Here is a 16,526-nt window from a genome sequence, read left to right as displayed (position 1 = left end):
ATAAATTTGCACATTTGTGCTCCTTAATTATATAGGAAGTGGGCAGTAATGTCTTAAGTGGATCAAAATCATGGCAAGCATGGGTCAAAAAGATGGCAGAGCTGGATCAATTGAATGGCAATAATCATTACTTAAGCAAAATATAACAACATAAGTGGGAAATAATATGACGCTATGACAAATAGCTTTATAAAGAATAAAGTGAAACTTTTTTCAGTGGAGTTTTTCTTTCATCCCCCACTGGCGATTAATTGAACAAATTGGGCCTTTACTGGCCCACTCAGAAAAATTTTCGTTCATTTCTTGTAGTGAGACTCTTACAAAGCCCTTCGATGGTCGGGTAGAAGACAGGCGCGCGCATTCATCTCATGAACCACGTTTCCTGCATCCCCCTACAATCCCGGACGGTCGGATTTCCCGAGTCCGGTTTTGACCTTGGAACAATCACCTTAAAGCTTTTCTGCATCTCCCCAGGATTAAATGAGACACTATATTCCCCCCCATGGGCTTTGCAGTTTACTTTAACGTTAGTCTTTGATTTTATTCTATTGTAGCTCCGTGTCTACGATTTATCATCGACGTCCAAGTGCCCAGAGACCCTTTGCTCCACAGGAGGCGTTACCTCCTGTGGAAGTTTATCGCTAAGCTTCCTAAGGCATTACCCTTACGTCATCGCTACTACGGTCTCATGCGCCCATCCTTACCCCTCCAAATCACTTCGATATTACTCTATAGATTTGGTCTTTGCTGGTTCGTGTCTGTTCCAGCTGGGAGAAGGATGTTCCCGTCGTTATCTCTGGAAATCTTTCCCCCAGATGCCAAATCCCCTACCCCGGTTGCTTTTATGGTGCTTTTGACCATTTCTTCCCATAGAACGTCGGCCTTGCCTGCTCGCCTATCAGGTCGGCGCTTCACAACTATCCTTTCAAACAGCTTCTCAAAGGGCGATATTTCGGGGCTGCAGTATTCGTTAAAGCCTTTTAGCCTCTAGGTTTGCTTGCCACTCTAACTGTTCCGACTCTTCCTCTTTCTGCGCAGGGGTGAGCCGCAATGGCTTTTACTTCCAAGCAGAACGTGGTTCGTTACCTCCCCACGCATTGGATATGCTAGTCATCCGAACCGGTCAATTGATGACAGGAGACTTTCACTCCATTAGATTTCCAACCTTGGCGGCTGCTCCGGGCGAGTAACCACAATGGTTTTCAGTGAAGAAAATAACCGCAGCCCCACCAAAAATCATTACGATAAAACGGACACCCATCATCTCTCCCTATCTTCTATTCCACAAAAGAATGATTTCTTACTTTCTTAACTTCAACGCCGGTTCACAATCGTAATCCGCCGCATAAACGGAAAACCTAACAAATAAAACACGATACCAATGAAAAACATGCTTACAAAAGTCATCATCGTTGCATCGGAAAATACATTGATGAATGCTTCAATCAGCCAGCCTTCAAAGACGCCATACAGCACAACGACAAGCAGCATTCCCAACAAACTTCCGACACCTGTTAAACCCGTACGATAATATATTAATCCAATCAATAATAACAAAGCCATAATAGAGAACATGACAAGGGTATCCACGACAATCCGCATCGCCCAGTTATCTGTCACAAGCATGGCCGGGTGAACATAGATGTAGTTCGTCACGCCAACTGCCTGGAATAACCATTCCGTGACCTGCTGCAGGGTACTTCCGAGAAAAGCAATCACAAAAGAGTATATAAACATAAAATACAGCTGCATCACATACATGTTTTTACGGGTTGCTCCCATTTTTAATCCAAACGGAACATTCCCTTTCACTAATTGAAAACCGACAACCCCGACGTTAACATATGTTGCAAACGGGATAGCCCAATACATTTCAAATTCATCGATTCCTAATAATAAATAACAAACAACAGCTGATGCAAGAATGATACCTATCAAGATGGTGAAAAATATTTTAGCGGTACGCGTTACATCAACAGCATAATAATAAAACATCCCTTTGATTTGATTGTTCATGAACTATGCCCCTCTCTTCTTCTCTGTTAAATGAATCATCAGCTCTTGAACCGGCACGCCCTCTACTTCCAGACCGGCTTCCTCTGCTTCTTTCCTGCTGCCGAAAGCATATGCCATGGTGCTGCCTGCTAAATTTGTACGCTGAATAATGTCTTTATCTTCTAAAAAGGCATCCACCTTGTTCTTTGGCCCAGATACAGCAACCGTCTTTGCTCGCAAATCTTCTGAGCTTTCCTGAAGAATAACAGAACCTTCTCTTAGAATAATGACTTCTTCAAACATTAAGCTGACCTCATCAATCAAATGGGTAGAAAAAATAATCGTCCGCGGATGCTCCTGGTAATCCTCTAAAAGTATGTCATAGAATGTTTTACGGGAAGGGGCATCCATACCAATGTAAGGCTCATCAAATACCGTAATCGGTGCTCTGCTTGCCAGACCGACTGTAATTCCTAATGCAGACTCCATACCTTTGGATAGTGTTTTTACTTTTGCGGATTGTTTTAAGTTAAACGTCTCTAATAATTCTTCTGCCATTTCCTGATCCCAGTTCGGGTAAAAATAAGCATAAATCTTCAGTACTTGCTTGATTTTTAACTCCGGGCTGAAATTATTCGCTTCTTTGATCAAACAGATGGATTCGGTTAACCGCTGATTTTCAAATGGGTTTTCGCCATTAATGGTGATTTCACCCGAAGACGCAAACGTTTGGCCGCTTAAAATATCCATAAAGGTCGTTTTTCCTGCTCCGTTTCTGCCTAACAACCCATAAATTTTATTTCCCTCTAACGTAAAGGAAACATGATCTAACGCATGATTGTCACCATAGACTTTACTCAATTGATTCACTTTAATTTCCATCTGTCTCATCCTCCCGTTTTAACATATCCATTAACTCCTGCGTCCTCATTTCCAGCTTCTCTGCTTCCCTTTTCATGGGAAGGAAATAATTCTCATAAAACGTCTGTTTTCTTTTTTCAATCACAATCGCTTTTGCCTCCTCCGTCACAAACATGCCAACACCTCGTCTCTTTATCAAAATACCTTCTGAGACAAGCTCATTGATCCCCTTGCCCGCCGTGGCTGGATTAATCTGATAAAATTTAGCAAATTCATTGGTGGAAGGTGCTCGTTCTTCGCCATTCAATGAGCCGTCGATAATCGCATCTTCAATTTGCTCTTTTATCTGCAGGAAAATCGGTCTGTTTTCATCCAATTCTTTTTTCATAGCCTCATCCCTTAATTGGTTAATTACTTATGTAACTAACCCTATAACATAAACCTTATAAAGTCAACTTATTTTTTTAAAATAATCATCTGATATAGAGCGAAAAACCAGGTATGCATACATTCCCTCAGGTTTAAATGCTTAATTTTAAAATGCGTTGTTTCAGTTGATCAGTTCATTTTTTACATAAAAAAATAAGACCAGGTAGGGTACCCAGTCTTATTTTCCACTCCATTATTCCTCAACCATTTCCGACTGCACATAATGATACACCAAATTCTCCGTATGTTTCAGAGATAATTCATGTGTACGCTCAAACGCATGGGACGCGTCAATTCCCGGTCCAATCAGTCCATGAACCATGTCATTGCCGGCATAAATTGCTGCCGATGCATCCGATTGATAATACGGATAGATATCTAATTTATATGCAATGTCATTTGCTTTTGCAATTTCTGTGAGATGATTGCGCAGGCCATAATGGTATGGCCCGGAAGCATCCTTCACACAAATCGATACCGTATATTCATCGGTCCGCTGTCCGTCTCCGATTGCTCCCATATCCACTGCTAAGTATTCAACGGTTTCTGGCGGGATATTCGAGTTGCCGCCATAGCCGATCTCTTCATTATTGGAAAAGAGAAAATGTGTCGTATAGGGCAATTCCGTCTGATCTGCTGTAAGCTTTTCAATTACTTTGAGCAAAATCGCTACACTTGCTTTATCATCTAAATGACGGGATTTGATAAAGCCGGATTCTGTTGTTTCTACGCGCGGGGCAAAGGAATTGAACAACTCGTCATTAAAATAACGAGATTCTGCAAGTATAAAATGGGAAGTCTTCTACTTTATTCACCTCCAAAAAAGCATTGTCATTAATTGTTCATAGTTCATAGAAATGTTACTTTTTATACTTCGATGAACCTTGTCGTAAATCGTATTCTCCTATAAGCTAAAGGCTGTGAGAAATTATACTGAATTCATTACAGAGGAGGAAAAACGATGAAGAAATTTACGGGAGTACTCGCATTTGCTGTTTTACTCTTCGCATTCAGTGCAAGCCCTGCCTTTGCACATACACATCTCGATACGTCTGACCCAGAGGAAGATTCCACGGTCACTGAGCCGTTAGACAATATTACACTGTATTTTGAAACAGTGATTGAAGAGAGTGCTGTAATGGAGTTACATCACGAAGACGGTACAGAGATTGCCCTTGATAATCAGACCGTCAATGATGATGAATTTTCAGCGGATATAGCGGAGCCATTAGAAAATGGAACATATACGATCAGCTGGGATATTATCGGTGTAGATGGTCATCCGATGGAAGATTCTATTTCATTTGAAGTGGATGCAGAGGAAACAGCAGCGGAAGAAGAAGGCACGGACGCTGCTGAGAATTCAGAAGATGCATCCGGCGAGCAATCCGATGAAAATGAAGCAGACGCAGAAAATAATGTACAGGAAGAAGCAGCGGATGACACGAATTCCAATACATTACTCATCGCTGTGCTGGTTCTCGCTATTGTCGCTATCATTGCCATTGTACTACTAAGAAGGAAGAAATAATGTATGTTTTATGTAACGATTCTTACAGAAACATTTTTATATCTTTGCCTTGCTTTTTTAGCAGGAAGCTTTCTCATTCGATTGCTTCCTGCCACTTCTCATATCAAAGTTAAAATACCTTCCAGCCTGCAGCTTGCAGCTGTATGGGGGATTGCTTTATTTGCATTTGTTCCGCTTATCCAGCTCATCAGTCATATTGCCGGCCGCTCTTCCTTGGGCTCCGCGTTTGAAGACGTTTTATTATCCTTTCGAATTGGTAATGCATGGCTATTTCTATTTATCATTTGTATTCTTTTCAGTGTGTATATTGCCTCTGTCAAAGATGCAAGCAGCAAACAAACAGCATGGGTCGGAATGGTTTTCACCGGCTTTGCAGCATTTGGGGTTGGCTGGGCCAGCCATGCCGGTTCTTTTGAGGGATTTCTCGGTGTATTCACACACGGTGTGCATATGCTCGCAGTAAGTGCCTGGATCGGGACACTGATGATGGTCGCTTGGTTTGTACCAAAGTCTATAGATTGGCTGCGTTTTATCAATAAGTATCACCCTTTTGCGCTCATCTGTTTTATTATTGTTGTCATTAGCGGCATTGTACTAGCACAATTCACCGTTGACCTCCGCCAATATGATGAAGCTTTACTGGTTTCTTATGGGCAAAGCTTATTCTTAAAACAATTATTTATCATTCCATTATTCCTATATGCCATTTTTAATGGGATTTGGATGAAACGCCGCTTAAAAGTTGATGCAAACTTTCAAGCAAGACCTTGGATGCGTGTAGAATTCTTTATTATTCTATCTATCCTGGTGCTGACAGGTATTATGAATGAGCAGTCACCGCCGCTTTATATGGACAGTTTGATTGAACACAGCGGCTACGCTCCTATACTCAATATGTTTTATAACGGAACCATAGACGGCGTTCGTATTGGTTTAGCATTGGAAGGATCGGTGTTCTTCTTTATTGCCTTAGCACTTATCTGTCTCGCAGGCAGTATCTACATTTTCAAAATCAAAAAACACCCGGCTCTATCCTGGCTTGCCTCTCTCGTTTTCGTTGTTATGGGTTACTTTGCTTTTATTCAAAGCATCGTCATTAACTGATTGGTTTTAAGACAATATGTATACAAAAAGCATGTGCTCCAAATTTTTGGAACACATGCTTTATTTTATCTTAGTATCGTTACTTTTACGTCTTTTCTTCCCCAGCTGTGTGCTTGAGACGTATCTGGAACAAACACATCAATTTTGTTTCCTTTGATTGCCCCACCAGTATCGCGTGCTACAGCTACACCATAGCCTTCTACTTCTACCACACTGCCGAGCGGAATAACACTCGGATCAACCGCAATTACTTTTGCACCTGCGTTTTTATTTAAGTCAAAACCAGTTGTTGTAATACCGGTACATCCAGCACAGTCAGCTGTATAAGCTGTTGATGAAACGGTAAATGATTTTCCGGAACTTTCCTTTTCTTCATTTGAACTTTGATCTTCTTTATCGGAGCTCTTCTCTTCTTTTTCTGCCGGTTTTTCTTTCGGCTGAGAAGATTTTTCTTTCTTGTTATCTTTCGGTTCTTCTTTTGGTTCTTCTTTCGTCTGTTCTTTTTTCTCTGATGTATTATCTTCAGCAGGAGCTTCTTCTTTTTCTTCGTTCTCTTCTTTTTCGGCTTCCTGCTCATTTGTTATCGTTTTAGACGCAACACTTGTTTCTTGTTCCTGATGAATCTTGGTTTCTTCTTCTTTATCAGCTTCCTCTGCAGCTTCAGCTTCTTCTGCTTTCTCTTCCTCTGCTGCAAGCTTAGCTGCTTCCTCTTCTTTCGCTTTTTCTTCCGCAGCAGCCATCTCTGCTTGCGTATCCGCTTCTAAAGAGGCTAATTGTGAATCTGTGATTTCCAGATCTTCTACAAGCGCTTCTAAATCAGATTGCTTTGCTTCCAAGTCATCTTTTTGAGCATTGCTGTCAGCAAGCGCAACTTCCATATTATCTTTTGCTGTACTTTGATCTTCTTTTAAATCATTCAAAGCACTCATTTTCTCTGTTCCTTCATCTTGCTTGTCTTCTAACGCAGCAATATCCGTTTCCTGCTGTTCGATTAACTTCGCATCGGAATCGGCTATTTTATTCACTGCATTCGCGCGTGAAATAAAGTCTTCAAAGCTCTGTGCACCGAAGAGAACTTCCAGGTAATTGATGTCTCCGCCGGATTGCTGCACAGCTACCATCCGATCTTGTAATATCTCAAAACGTTCCTCTATCTTTTCTTCAAGCTCTTCCATTTCCTCTTCCAAAACAACAATATCGTCTAATAAAGCATCTATCTGTTGATCAGTCTCATCAATTTCCTGCTGCTTCTCTTCTAATTCATTTTCTTTACTTGCAATCTCGCCTTTTAACTGCTCCAACTCTTCTAGTACGGAAGCAACTTGTTGTTCAGAATCAGATAATTCTGTTTTAACATCTGAACGCTCATCGCGAATTTCTTCAAGGTCATCAGCAGTTTCTGCTTGAACTGGTATAATACTTGAACTCATGAAACCAACTATCATTACTATCGCTAGCAAAAATGATTTCTTCAATTCTACTCCCCCTGTTCCTGCATCACTACTACATAGCTTTTTCTCTGTAAAAGGACGTTTGTCCCTTTTGCTATTATGCAGTTTTGTGAATCATAGGATAAATTTAACACAATATAAATTCCTAATGAAGTGTAACATCTACAGATTGCAGGGAGATTATAGAAATATTACATTTTTATATCCGAACAAAGGAAAAATACTTCTAAATCCTGTCATACGAATGCTTGCGAATGTAATATTACATTCTAATTACAAAACAGAATATAAATGAATTTCCCACGGCGAATCCGGATCCGTAAAGGTTTCCTCCAAATCCAGTCCAATGTCATCCGCATTTTCAATTGGGACTGCAGATAAAATATAGTCTCCTCCTAATTCCTTTAGAGCATCTGTATCTATCGCCAATTCTTCAATCGGTTCATTCCTGTCTTTGGTATACATATAATTCTTTCCATGCTCGGCTACATACATATACAATCTTCCGCCCCATGTATCAAAGTAGTGTTCCAGGTTTGGACTTTTATCCAGCTCGCCGGCAATTACTTCACGGAATGCATGTTTATATTGCAGCGGAAAGCTATTGTTATACGTATCAAGCGTATAGAAACCATTGAATTGTGCAATAGTCGGATGCAGGCCGATGCTGACCACACGGTAATCACTCGGGTCTTCTCCAATGTAGTTCTGAATAGAAGAAAACAATTCCTCCGAATAAAATTCTTTAAAGGTCGGTGTATTTGCTTCCCTGTATTTAAACTCTTCTGCCTGTCCGAATAACAACAGGCATTGCCCTAAAATCAGGGCAACAACGAGTACTTTTCCGAGTCGCCGCCATTGCCAAAAGAGCAGCAGAGCCAGCGCAAAGGCTATATACCAAATAGGCGGGTCCATAAAATGAATCCGTGCAAAATTAAATGTATTTAGCACAGAAATATTCTCTTTCAACGGTTCCCAGCCTTCCCAGTACCAGAATGCGTACCAGAAAGACAAAGCTAAATTAATCAAAAACAGGCTAAACAACCATTTCGGCTGCCTATTTTTAAATAAAGCCAGCAAAACAGCTAATAAAATAACCGGGATAATAATATAAGCCTGGACCGCTTCATCATGGGTATGTCCATATAAAAAGTTTTCCCATGAAAGTTCATAGCTTCGTTCAAAACTATTTCCGCTCAACGCCAGCTCTTCTCGGTGAGAGGTAAAACTGTCATCAAAAAACATGGATGTAATTAATAAATAATTTTTCATCACAAAGATACTAGTCATGATAGCAATTGAGGCGAAAAAAGCACCATTCCAATTTTTTGTACGAATCCAGTCAATCAGCCACAGCAAACCAATGATCGCCAAAAAGAACACGTAGCTGAGGACAAAATTTGCAAAAAATGGAATCAAGCACAGCAGTATCCACGCATGCTTCGGGGCTTTCGTCCGATATTTCCGGATTGTTAAAAACACATACAATGCCAGTGGTATTCCGGCAATGGAAAGGACACCGGACGGCCAATATGGCAGCATTGCAAAAGCTAAAGAAACACCAACCGTTATCCATGGTGTTGTCTCTTTTTTCACAACAAAGCGTGTTAATAATAAATACATGCCAAAAAACGCTGCAAAGCGCATAAGACCTTGACTGATGGTATACGCAGTGATTGGTTCAAACAACACATATAACCAAAGCGCTGCATCAAAAGCAGATGGTAAAGTACTTCTCGGCAGCCCATCTATCGTATACGGCAAAGCAACATCTGTTAACGTAAAAATAGACCCGCTCTCTGCGAGCAGTTTATACCAGACAACATTAGAGTCCATGTTGTCATGGACTCTAATATGTACATCTTCACCATAAATCACATAAGGAGACAAGTAGGCCAGCAAAACTAGGCAGCCCACCCATATCCATTTATTGTGCATAAAATTGCTGAATGCTTTGAATGACATATTCCACATCCCCTTTACTGATTCCATAGTAAAGTGGTAACCGTACTAAACGTTCACTTTCTATCGTTGTATATCTGTCTTCTCCCGCGAAGACGCCGCATTGTTTTCCTGCGACAGATGAATGCAGTGGAACATAATGCGTTGCCGTTATAATGTCACGTTGCTTTAAATAATCGATTAATAATCCCCGGACTTCTGCATTTCTGGTTTTGATAAAGAAAATATGTCCATTGAAGGCTCTGTCCTCCGGGATATAAGGCAGCTCCAATTTCCCTGCATCAGCAAGATCAGCCAACCCATCTTGATACATTTTCCATGTTTCAAGGCGATTTTCATTTATTGCTTCTGCGTGATCCAGCTGTACAGAAAGATAAGCTGCGTTCAGTTCGCTGAGCAAATACGAGGATCCAATATCTCTCCATGAATATTTATCCACTTCACCGCGGATAAATTGAGAACGGTCTGTTCCTTTCTCTTGAATCATTTCTGCGCGCTCGACAAAAGAAGGATCATTAATATATAATGCCCCTCCTTCCCCGCAAACATAATTTTTGGTTTCATGGAAACTGATGGTTCCTAAGTGTCCAATTGTTCCCAAAGCCTTGCCTTTATAAAAACTCATTAAACCTTGAGCGGCATCTTCTACAACCCACAGATGATGTTTTTCGGCAAGTGCCATGATGCTGTCCATATCACAGGACACTCCGGCATAATGAACAACCACAATTACTTTTGTCTTTTCTGTAATTGCTGCTGCAATTTGTTCCGGATCGACATTCATTGTTTCCGGTTCGACATCCACAAAGACAATTTTCGCGCCCCGCAAAGCAAATGCATTTGCTGTCGACACAAAGGTGTAAGAAGGCATGATGACTTCATCTCCTTCTTTTACCTCTGTCAGTAATGCCGCCATTTCCAGTGCTGCTGTGCAGGAAGGGGTGAGCATGGCTTTTTGGACATGCATCTTTTCTTCCAGCCATTGAATACATTTTTTTCCGTAAGCACCGTTTCCTGATAATTTCTGTTTTCCGATGGCATCACGTATTGCTGTATCTTCTTCTCCTATATAACATGGTATATTGAATGGTATCATGGTATCACCTCATTATCAGAATACCTATCACGACAAATGCAAAGCCGATGATCTTCTGTGTACTGATTGGTTCTCCAAATAAAAGAACCGACATAACAAAAACAAGTATAAATGAAAGACTCATAAATGGATAAGCATAGCTGATATCAAATTTTGTCATAGCTGCCATCCAGCTTAATGCCGCTAAAAAAGCAGCAACAAAGCCGGAAAGTATCCAGGGATTCCAGACGAGCTGAAACAGAAACATAAATTTATCAAATAAACCATCTGGCAGCTCCCCTTGCCGATCCATTGTCCACTTAATGATTAATTGCCCGTAAACCGTAAACAGGATAGTTCCGGCAATATAAAAATAGCCCAAAGTTCCTCCCCCTAACAACGCTCGGTATGTTTGTATTTCTATTATTTAAAGGCTCTTTATCAAAAGGTTGGTAAATTAAATGGCAGTGCAGCGACCGGTGCGGAAAAACACTACGCTAATTAGTTTTATTGACACATTTATTTACCATTGATTTTGAATTTAAACCCATATTTTTTAAACACTACGAATAGAAAGAACCATTTACTTTATGATAAATATCCTTCCCAGCGCGTAACCGGAAACCTAAACCGATAAAGACATTTAACGATGCCGGGTTGCTTGGAGAAATAGATGTAACCAGCTGTTCTTTGCCTGTCCGTTCAAATTGTTCTTTGACACAGGCTGCTGTAAAAGGCTTGGCAAATCCTTGTCCGCGGATATCTTGATGCATTGCTAAAAGCAGCACATTTTCTTCCTGGTAAGCGAAGAAACCTTTTACCCGGCCATCCTGTTTATAAGCAAGAATACGTTCCTGATCAATCAAGTCCTTCACCCAATTCCGGTAACGTAAATCAGCCAGTTCATTGGGAACTTGAAAGTCACGATGATACCTTCCGCCTTGAAATGCTTCTTCTGCAATCGTTAATATCTCATCTGCATCATAATTCTCATGAAAGGTGACATCCCCGGCCTCCGCTTCTAAAAACTTATCACGATAGCAATAAGGCTCCATTAACGTATCGGCATAATAAAAACCGTATTTATGCAGCAAACCTTTATCGGCAAGCGGATCTACTTTCACCGTAAAATGTCCCTCAATATCTTTCGTCGCTTCGAATGCCGCTTCACTGTAAGATGTTATTTGAAATGTTTCAAGCGGAAAATTACGGCTGTCCCATGGGGTTGACTTTAAATATTCACTCATTTTCCTCTTCCTCTCTCTCAACATGCATTGTTCCTTTTAGATCTTTAATTAAATAAATTGGCCTGTTTTTTGTTTCATTAAAAATTTTCCCTAGATAAAGGCCGATAATACCTAATTGGAAGAATAATAAACCGCCAATAAAGAAAATCGATACCATGACACTGGTCCAGCCTTGCACGGTCTCATCCAAAAAGAAATAACGGGAAAATAAGTACAGGGCATAAATGAAAGAAACTAATGCCATCAGAAAACCTACACCAATCGAAAGCCGCAGCGGTTTATTCGACTGGGAAACAATCGCATCGGTCGCCAAAGCGAATAATTTTTTCAATTGATACGATGATTTTCCTTCTTTTCTGGCGTCATGCTGTACTTCTATTTTTGTCTGTTTGTATCCCACCCATTGGATAAAGAAAGGAAAGTAGCGGTTTTGCTCACGCAGTTTCCGGAAGCTTTCTACGACCTTTTTCCGGGCGATGCTGTAATTGGCAATCGAAGCATCTGTTTTTTCCCCGGTAAAATAATCATAGACTTTATAGAAAACTTTCGATGACAATTTCTTAAAATTCCTGTCTTGTCTCTCTACACGCTGTGCAAAAACGACATCATAACCATCCTGCGCCCGTCCATACAGAGAGGCGATTTCCTCCGGGCGGTCTTGCAGGTCACAGTCCATCACGACCACCCAATCCCCGGCTGTATAGTCCAGACCGGCTGTGATGGCATGATGTTGTCCAAAATTGCGGGAAAGGTTGATCCCTTTAATTTTTTTATCTTTCTGATGAAGTTGCAGTATCGTCCCCCAGGCGTGATCCGGGCTCGCATCATTTACCATAATGATTTCATAATCTGCAGGAATGGACTGGATTGTTTGAATAATGCGATTAGCGAGCTCGACCAGGCAGCGTTCACAGCCATATACCGGGACAACAACAGAAATTAAGTCGGGACGTTGGTTTTCCATTTTTGCAAATACCATTCCACTGTTTTTCTCAGCCCATTCTCTAAATCTACTTCCGGTTGCCAGCCCAGCTCATTTTGAATTTTGCTTGCATCAATAGCGTATCGCTTGTCATGGCCTTTTCGATCTTCCACAAACGTAACCAAATCAGAAAAGTGCTGCAATCCATAAGTTTGCAGTAAATCAGGCCTCAGCTCATCCAACAGCCGGCAAACCGTATGTGTAATAAGGATATTTTCTTGTTCATTATTGCCGCCGATGTTATAAGTCTCCAACGTTTTACCGTGGTGATAAACCAAATCGATAGCTTTACAATGATCCTCGACAAACAGCCAATCACGAATGTTTTTTCCGTCTCCGTAAATGGGAATCTTCTCTTTTGCCAAGGCCTGCCGGATAATCGTCGGAAGCAGCTTCTCTTCATGCTGGCGGGGTCCATAATTATTAGAACAAGAAGAAATAATCACATTCATCCCATACGTATGGCCAAAACTTTTCACTAAAAAGTTTGCGCCGGCTTTCGATGCACTGTACGGATTTCTCGGATCATAAGGTGTCTCTTCGGTAAACTTACCAGATTCACCTAAAGAGCCATAGATTTCATCAGTTGAAATGTGATGAAACCTACGCTCAGACAGCTCTCCTTTTTCCTCCCAATCGGCCCTTGCCGCCTGCAAAAGATTCAGCGTGCCCACGATATTTGTATCAATAAATGGGCTTGCATCTTGAATAGAACGGTCTACATGAGACTCCGCCGCAAAATGAATCACGCCTTCAATATCATAATCCGCAAATATCGCTGTCACTGTTTTCATATCGGCAATATCCCCGTGAACAAAATGATAGTTCTTATTATTCGCTGCTTCGGTTACATTGTTTAAAGAACCGGCATAGGTCAGCTTATCTACATTAATCAGCTGTTGTTCCGGATATTGCTCTTGAAAATATTGGATGAAATTTGAACCGATAAAACCGGCTCCCCCTGTAATTAATATTGCTTTACTCATTTTCCACCAGTCCCAACATCGGGTGATGATCGATGGAATCCCAGTACTGCTGACTGTGTTTCCGATTGGCAATTTCCATTAAATATTGACCATAGTCGGTTTTTTCCATCGATTTCCCTTTTTCATACAGTACATCTCGTGATATATAACCTAAATAAAAAGCAATTTCCTCGAGACAGGCAATTTTAAACCCTTGACGCTGCTGGGTTGTTTTAATAAATTCCGCCGCGTCAAACAAGGATTCCTGCGTTCCCGTATCCATCCAGGCAAAACCTCTGCCTAAAAGCTCTACATTCAGCTGATTCCATTTTAAATAGGCTTTGTTTAAATCAGTAATTTCTAATTCTCCACGATCGGAAGGTTTGAGTTTTTTGGCAATCTTCACCGCTCTGGCATCATAGATGTACAGGCCAGTCACCGCAAAATCAGACTTTGGATCGTCCGGTTTTTCTTCGATGGAAATTGCTTTTTGATGATGGTCAAATTCAACCACTCCGAAACGCTCCGGATCTTTCACACGATAGCCGAAAACTGTTGCATATTTATGGTTTTTAATAGCATTTCGCAATAATGTGGTAAAGCCCTGGCCATAAAATATATTATCCGCAAGAATCAGTGTGACATCATCTGTGCCAATAAAATCTTCGGCAAGAATAAATGCTTCCGGAATCCCTTTTGGTTCCGCCTGTTCCTTATAGTCAATACGAATACCCAAGGAAGAGCCGTCCCCTAGCAACATTTCAAAACGGGCAATGTCTTCCGGTGTACTAATAATCATCACTTCTTTAATACCGCCAAGCATCAAAACAGATAACGGATAATAAATCATCGGCTTATCATAAACGGGCAGCAGGTGCTTATTCATACTATCCGTACTCGGAGACAGACGTGTTCCACTTCCTCCAGCCAGAATAATTCCTTTCATGATACACACCCTCCATCGAATTAAATTTATTTTAATAACTTTGAAACATAGGTCATGCTATTATCTACATTATTCCTTAGAAAGCGCTTTTGTAAACTTACATTCTTATTTCAAATTTGTTGCGAGAGCAAAAGCGTTGTTGCTGATTTACCATGAAATTGCCACAAATGGTAGAAATGATACAGAAACAGGATATACAGGTGAATTATTCTATGTATATACCTATTTCTCTAGAAAAAAAGGCCAAGTTTTTTCAAATTACTAATACTTCTCTCTATCATCATATCAAATCTCGCCATTTCGAACAGCTTTTTGTTAAAATGATATTATATTATGATAGAAATAGATAAAGTAAGGAAGATTTAAATGAATAGACAACAGTTAGAGAAAAATATATACAAGTATGCCACAGAGGTACTTACCGAGAAAGGTTATGTCAGTCCAATTGATATTTTGCTGAAAATGAATAAATTGTCGAAGAAACAAGTAGAGGATTGGCGCTTTAAACGCATTCCTTATTTGGAAAAGGTGATTCACTTTAATCTTGGAAAATTAAATTACTTCCTCCAAACTTTTAAAAAGTATGGCAAAGAAAACCAATTAAAGCCTTCCCAAACGGTGTATAAATCATGGGGAAAAGGGCAAAAAAACATTGCGATTTTCCAAAACTGGAAATCCGCATATGGAAAAGTTATATTCGACGCACTATGTCAAGCAATCTTAAGCTTGCATCTTGCAAAGAATCGTTGTATCTGACTCAGGCAATCATCTAAAAAACCTTTTCACCATCTGCTTCTAAATGATGAAAAAGGTCATAAAACAGAAAAAAGATGGATAGATGATTTTGTTTTCTCCAAAACGGCCAAATATTTTCCCTGTAAGAGGTTGTTCAAAAAGTCCAATAAAAATGACACGGCGAATTTCTGCGTTGGCTTGCTTTTCCGGTAGGACGTCGCGAACTTAGCCGACTTGGTCCTGTTTATCGGACTTTTTGAACACACACTGTAAATGGACGTGAAACCAATGTACTTGCTGCATAAGTCATAAAGAAGAAACTTGCAGCTGAAATAAGATTGATATCTTGTGCGTAAGCTGTCAAAAATGATAGAACACTATATCTTTTTCCCGCCATCTATGCTTCTTTCTTCAGTTTCTTTTCTACAGCTGACTGCACATTTGATGTTTTCTCTGTTATCCCGTACCAATAAGCAGCTCCGATGAAAACTGCTCCACCGACAATATTCCCAAGTGATACTGGAATCAAGTTTGCTGCGAGACCTGCAAAGGAGATGGTCTCCGGATGAGGAATCATTAAAGCAGTGGAAAGCAAAGTCATATTAGCTACACTATGTTCAAACCCGGAAGTAATAAAGGCAAACAGACACCAGAAAATCATGATAAGTTTTGCTGTTTCATCTTTCAGTTTCACAGAACACCAGACAGCAAGACAGACAAGAATATTACACAGAATACCGCGGACAAACAATTCCATAAAAGGACTATTCATCTTTGTTCCTGCTGAAGAAATAATGAAATCAGCTGTCCCTCCCGTTGCCAGCCCGGAGTAGAAGAACAAACCTGCAACCAGAACCGCCCCGGCAAAGTTGCCAAAATAACTGAATACCCAAATGCGCAACACATCTAATACCTTTGTTTGTTTCGTTAAAAAACCAATCGTCATAATCATATTATTTCCTGTAAATAAATCCGACCCAGCCATAATGACCAGACTCAGAGCTATCCCAAAGGAGACGCCCATCACAATAGATGTGCCGGCAAATCCAGTCGGACCAAGCATGCCGCCAATCGTAAAAATCAAAATAATACCCAATCCGACGAAAAATCCTGCCAACATGGTCATCATCAGATATTTACTTTTACTATGATTCAGCTGCTTCACCTTGGCAACAGCTGTATTACTGAAAGTGGTTATGGTCTCCATCATTTTTTGTACCTCCTCGTATTCCAAGGGCTGATA

Annotated in this window: 15 protein-coding genes and 1 pseudogene; 3 read left to right on the top strand and 13 right to left on the bottom strand. The window is 40.5% G+C overall.

The features are described from left to right. Positions 1–1,314: 1,314 nt before the first annotated feature. The 4 genes and pseudogenes from ACFQ19_RS17355 to ACFQ19_RS17340 form a co-directional block, all read right to left on the bottom strand. Positions 1,315–2,016 carry a hypothetical protein gene (locus tag ACFQ19_RS17355; RefSeq protein WP_379593931.1) on the bottom strand — a complete coding sequence of 234 codons (702 nt, stop codon included), beginning with the start codon at positions 2,014–2,016 and terminating at the stop codon, positions 1,315–1,317. 3 nt (positions 2,017–2,019) lie between these two features. After that, a complete protein-coding gene (locus ACFQ19_RS17350) occupies positions 2,020–2,877 on the bottom strand; it encodes an ABC transporter ATP-binding protein (RefSeq protein ID WP_379593930.1) in 858 nt (285 codons plus the stop codon). Further along, positions 2,867–3,244, bottom strand: coding sequence for a GntR family transcriptional regulator (locus ACFQ19_RS17345; RefSeq protein WP_379593929.1), 378 nt, complete (start codon positions 3,242–3,244; stop codon positions 2,867–2,869). Before ACFQ19_RS17345 ends, ACFQ19_RS17350 begins: the two co-directional genes overlap by 11 nt. A 234-nt stretch (positions 3,245–3,478) precedes the next feature. Then, positions 3,479–4,036, bottom strand: a pseudogene (locus tag ACFQ19_RS17340) (M20/M25/M40 family metallo-hydrolase); the annotation flags it as partial. A gap of 210 nt (positions 4,037–4,246) precedes the next feature. Here ACFQ19_RS17340 and ACFQ19_RS17335 point away from each other — a divergent pair. Both ACFQ19_RS17335 and ACFQ19_RS17330 read left to right on the top strand, forming a co-directional pair. Further along, a complete protein-coding gene (locus ACFQ19_RS17335) occupies positions 4,247–4,816 on the top strand; it encodes a copper resistance CopC family protein (protein ID WP_379593928.1) in 570 nt (189 codons plus the stop codon). Positions 4,817–4,819: 3 nt separating this feature from the next. Further along, on the top strand, positions 4,820–5,920 hold the full coding sequence (locus ACFQ19_RS17330; RefSeq protein ID WP_379593927.1) for a copper resistance D family protein: 1,101 nt from the start codon (positions 4,820–4,822) through the stop codon (positions 5,918–5,920). Positions 5,921–5,985: 65 nt separating this feature from the next. Here ACFQ19_RS17330 and ACFQ19_RS17325 read toward each other — a convergent pair whose 3' ends face one another. The 8 genes from ACFQ19_RS17325 to rfbA all read right to left on the bottom strand — a co-directional run bounded on the left by ACFQ19_RS17325 (position 5,986) and on the right by rfbA (position 14,548). Next, positions 5,986–7,395 (bottom strand): PcsB-like coiled-coil domain-containing protein, encoded by a 1,410-nt coding sequence (locus ACFQ19_RS17325; RefSeq protein WP_379593926.1) that lies wholly within the window; start codon positions 7,393–7,395, stop codon positions 5,986–5,988. A gap of 249 nt (positions 7,396–7,644) precedes the next feature. Then, entirely contained in the window at positions 7,645–9,336 is a 1,692-nt protein-coding gene (locus tag ACFQ19_RS17320; protein WP_379593925.1) for a DUF6044 family protein, read from the bottom strand. Further along, on the bottom strand, positions 9,299–10,429 hold the full coding sequence (gene rffA / locus ACFQ19_RS17315; RefSeq protein WP_379593924.1) for a dTDP-4-amino-4,6-dideoxygalactose transaminase: 1,131 nt from the start codon (positions 10,427–10,429) through the stop codon (positions 9,299–9,301). The genes ACFQ19_RS17320 and rffA overlap by 38 nt, the downstream gene beginning before the upstream one ends. Positions 10,430–10,433: 4 nt before the next feature. Beyond that, entirely contained in the window at positions 10,434–10,790 is a 357-nt protein-coding gene (locus tag ACFQ19_RS17310; RefSeq protein WP_379593922.1) for an EamA family transporter, read from the bottom strand. Positions 10,791–10,971: 181 nt separating this feature from the next. After that, on the bottom strand, positions 10,972–11,655 hold the full coding sequence (locus ACFQ19_RS17305; protein ID WP_379593921.1) for a GNAT family N-acetyltransferase: 684 nt from the start codon (positions 11,653–11,655) through the stop codon (positions 10,972–10,974). After that, positions 11,648–12,634, bottom strand: a complete 987-nt coding sequence (locus ACFQ19_RS17300; protein WP_379593920.1) for a glycosyltransferase family 2 protein — start codon at positions 12,632–12,634, stop codon at positions 11,648–11,650. Before ACFQ19_RS17300 ends, ACFQ19_RS17305 begins: the two co-directional genes overlap by 8 nt. Next, a complete protein-coding gene (gene rfbB / locus ACFQ19_RS17295) occupies positions 12,595–13,623 on the bottom strand; it encodes a dTDP-glucose 4,6-dehydratase (RefSeq protein WP_379593919.1) in 1,029 nt (342 codons plus the stop codon). The genes ACFQ19_RS17300 and rfbB overlap by 40 nt, the downstream gene beginning before the upstream one ends. After that, entirely contained in the window at positions 13,616–14,548 is a 933-nt protein-coding gene (rfbA, locus tag ACFQ19_RS17290) for a glucose-1-phosphate thymidylyltransferase RfbA (protein WP_379593918.1), read from the bottom strand. Before rfbA ends, rfbB begins: the two co-directional genes overlap by 8 nt. Positions 14,549–14,914: 366 nt before the next feature. On the opposite strand from rfbA, the gene ACFQ19_RS17285 reads away from it, so the two are divergent. After that, positions 14,915–15,304 (top strand): hypothetical protein, encoded by a 390-nt coding sequence (locus ACFQ19_RS17285; protein WP_379593916.1) that lies wholly within the window; start codon positions 14,915–14,917, stop codon positions 15,302–15,304. A gap of 376 nt (positions 15,305–15,680) precedes the next feature. Here ACFQ19_RS17285 and ACFQ19_RS17280 read toward each other — a convergent pair whose 3' ends face one another. After that, positions 15,681–16,493, bottom strand: coding sequence for a formate/nitrite transporter family protein (locus ACFQ19_RS17280; RefSeq protein WP_379593915.1), 813 nt, complete (start codon positions 16,491–16,493; stop codon positions 15,681–15,683). Between the last annotated feature and the right edge of the window lie 33 nt (positions 16,494–16,526).

It is taken from the genome of Oceanobacillus locisalsi, from assembly GCF_042675985.1.
Taxonomy (GTDB): domain Bacteria; phylum Bacillota; class Bacilli; order Bacillales; family Amphibacillaceae; genus Oceanobacillus; species Oceanobacillus locisalsi.
This window is presented reverse-complemented; position numbering and strand designations above follow the sequence as displayed.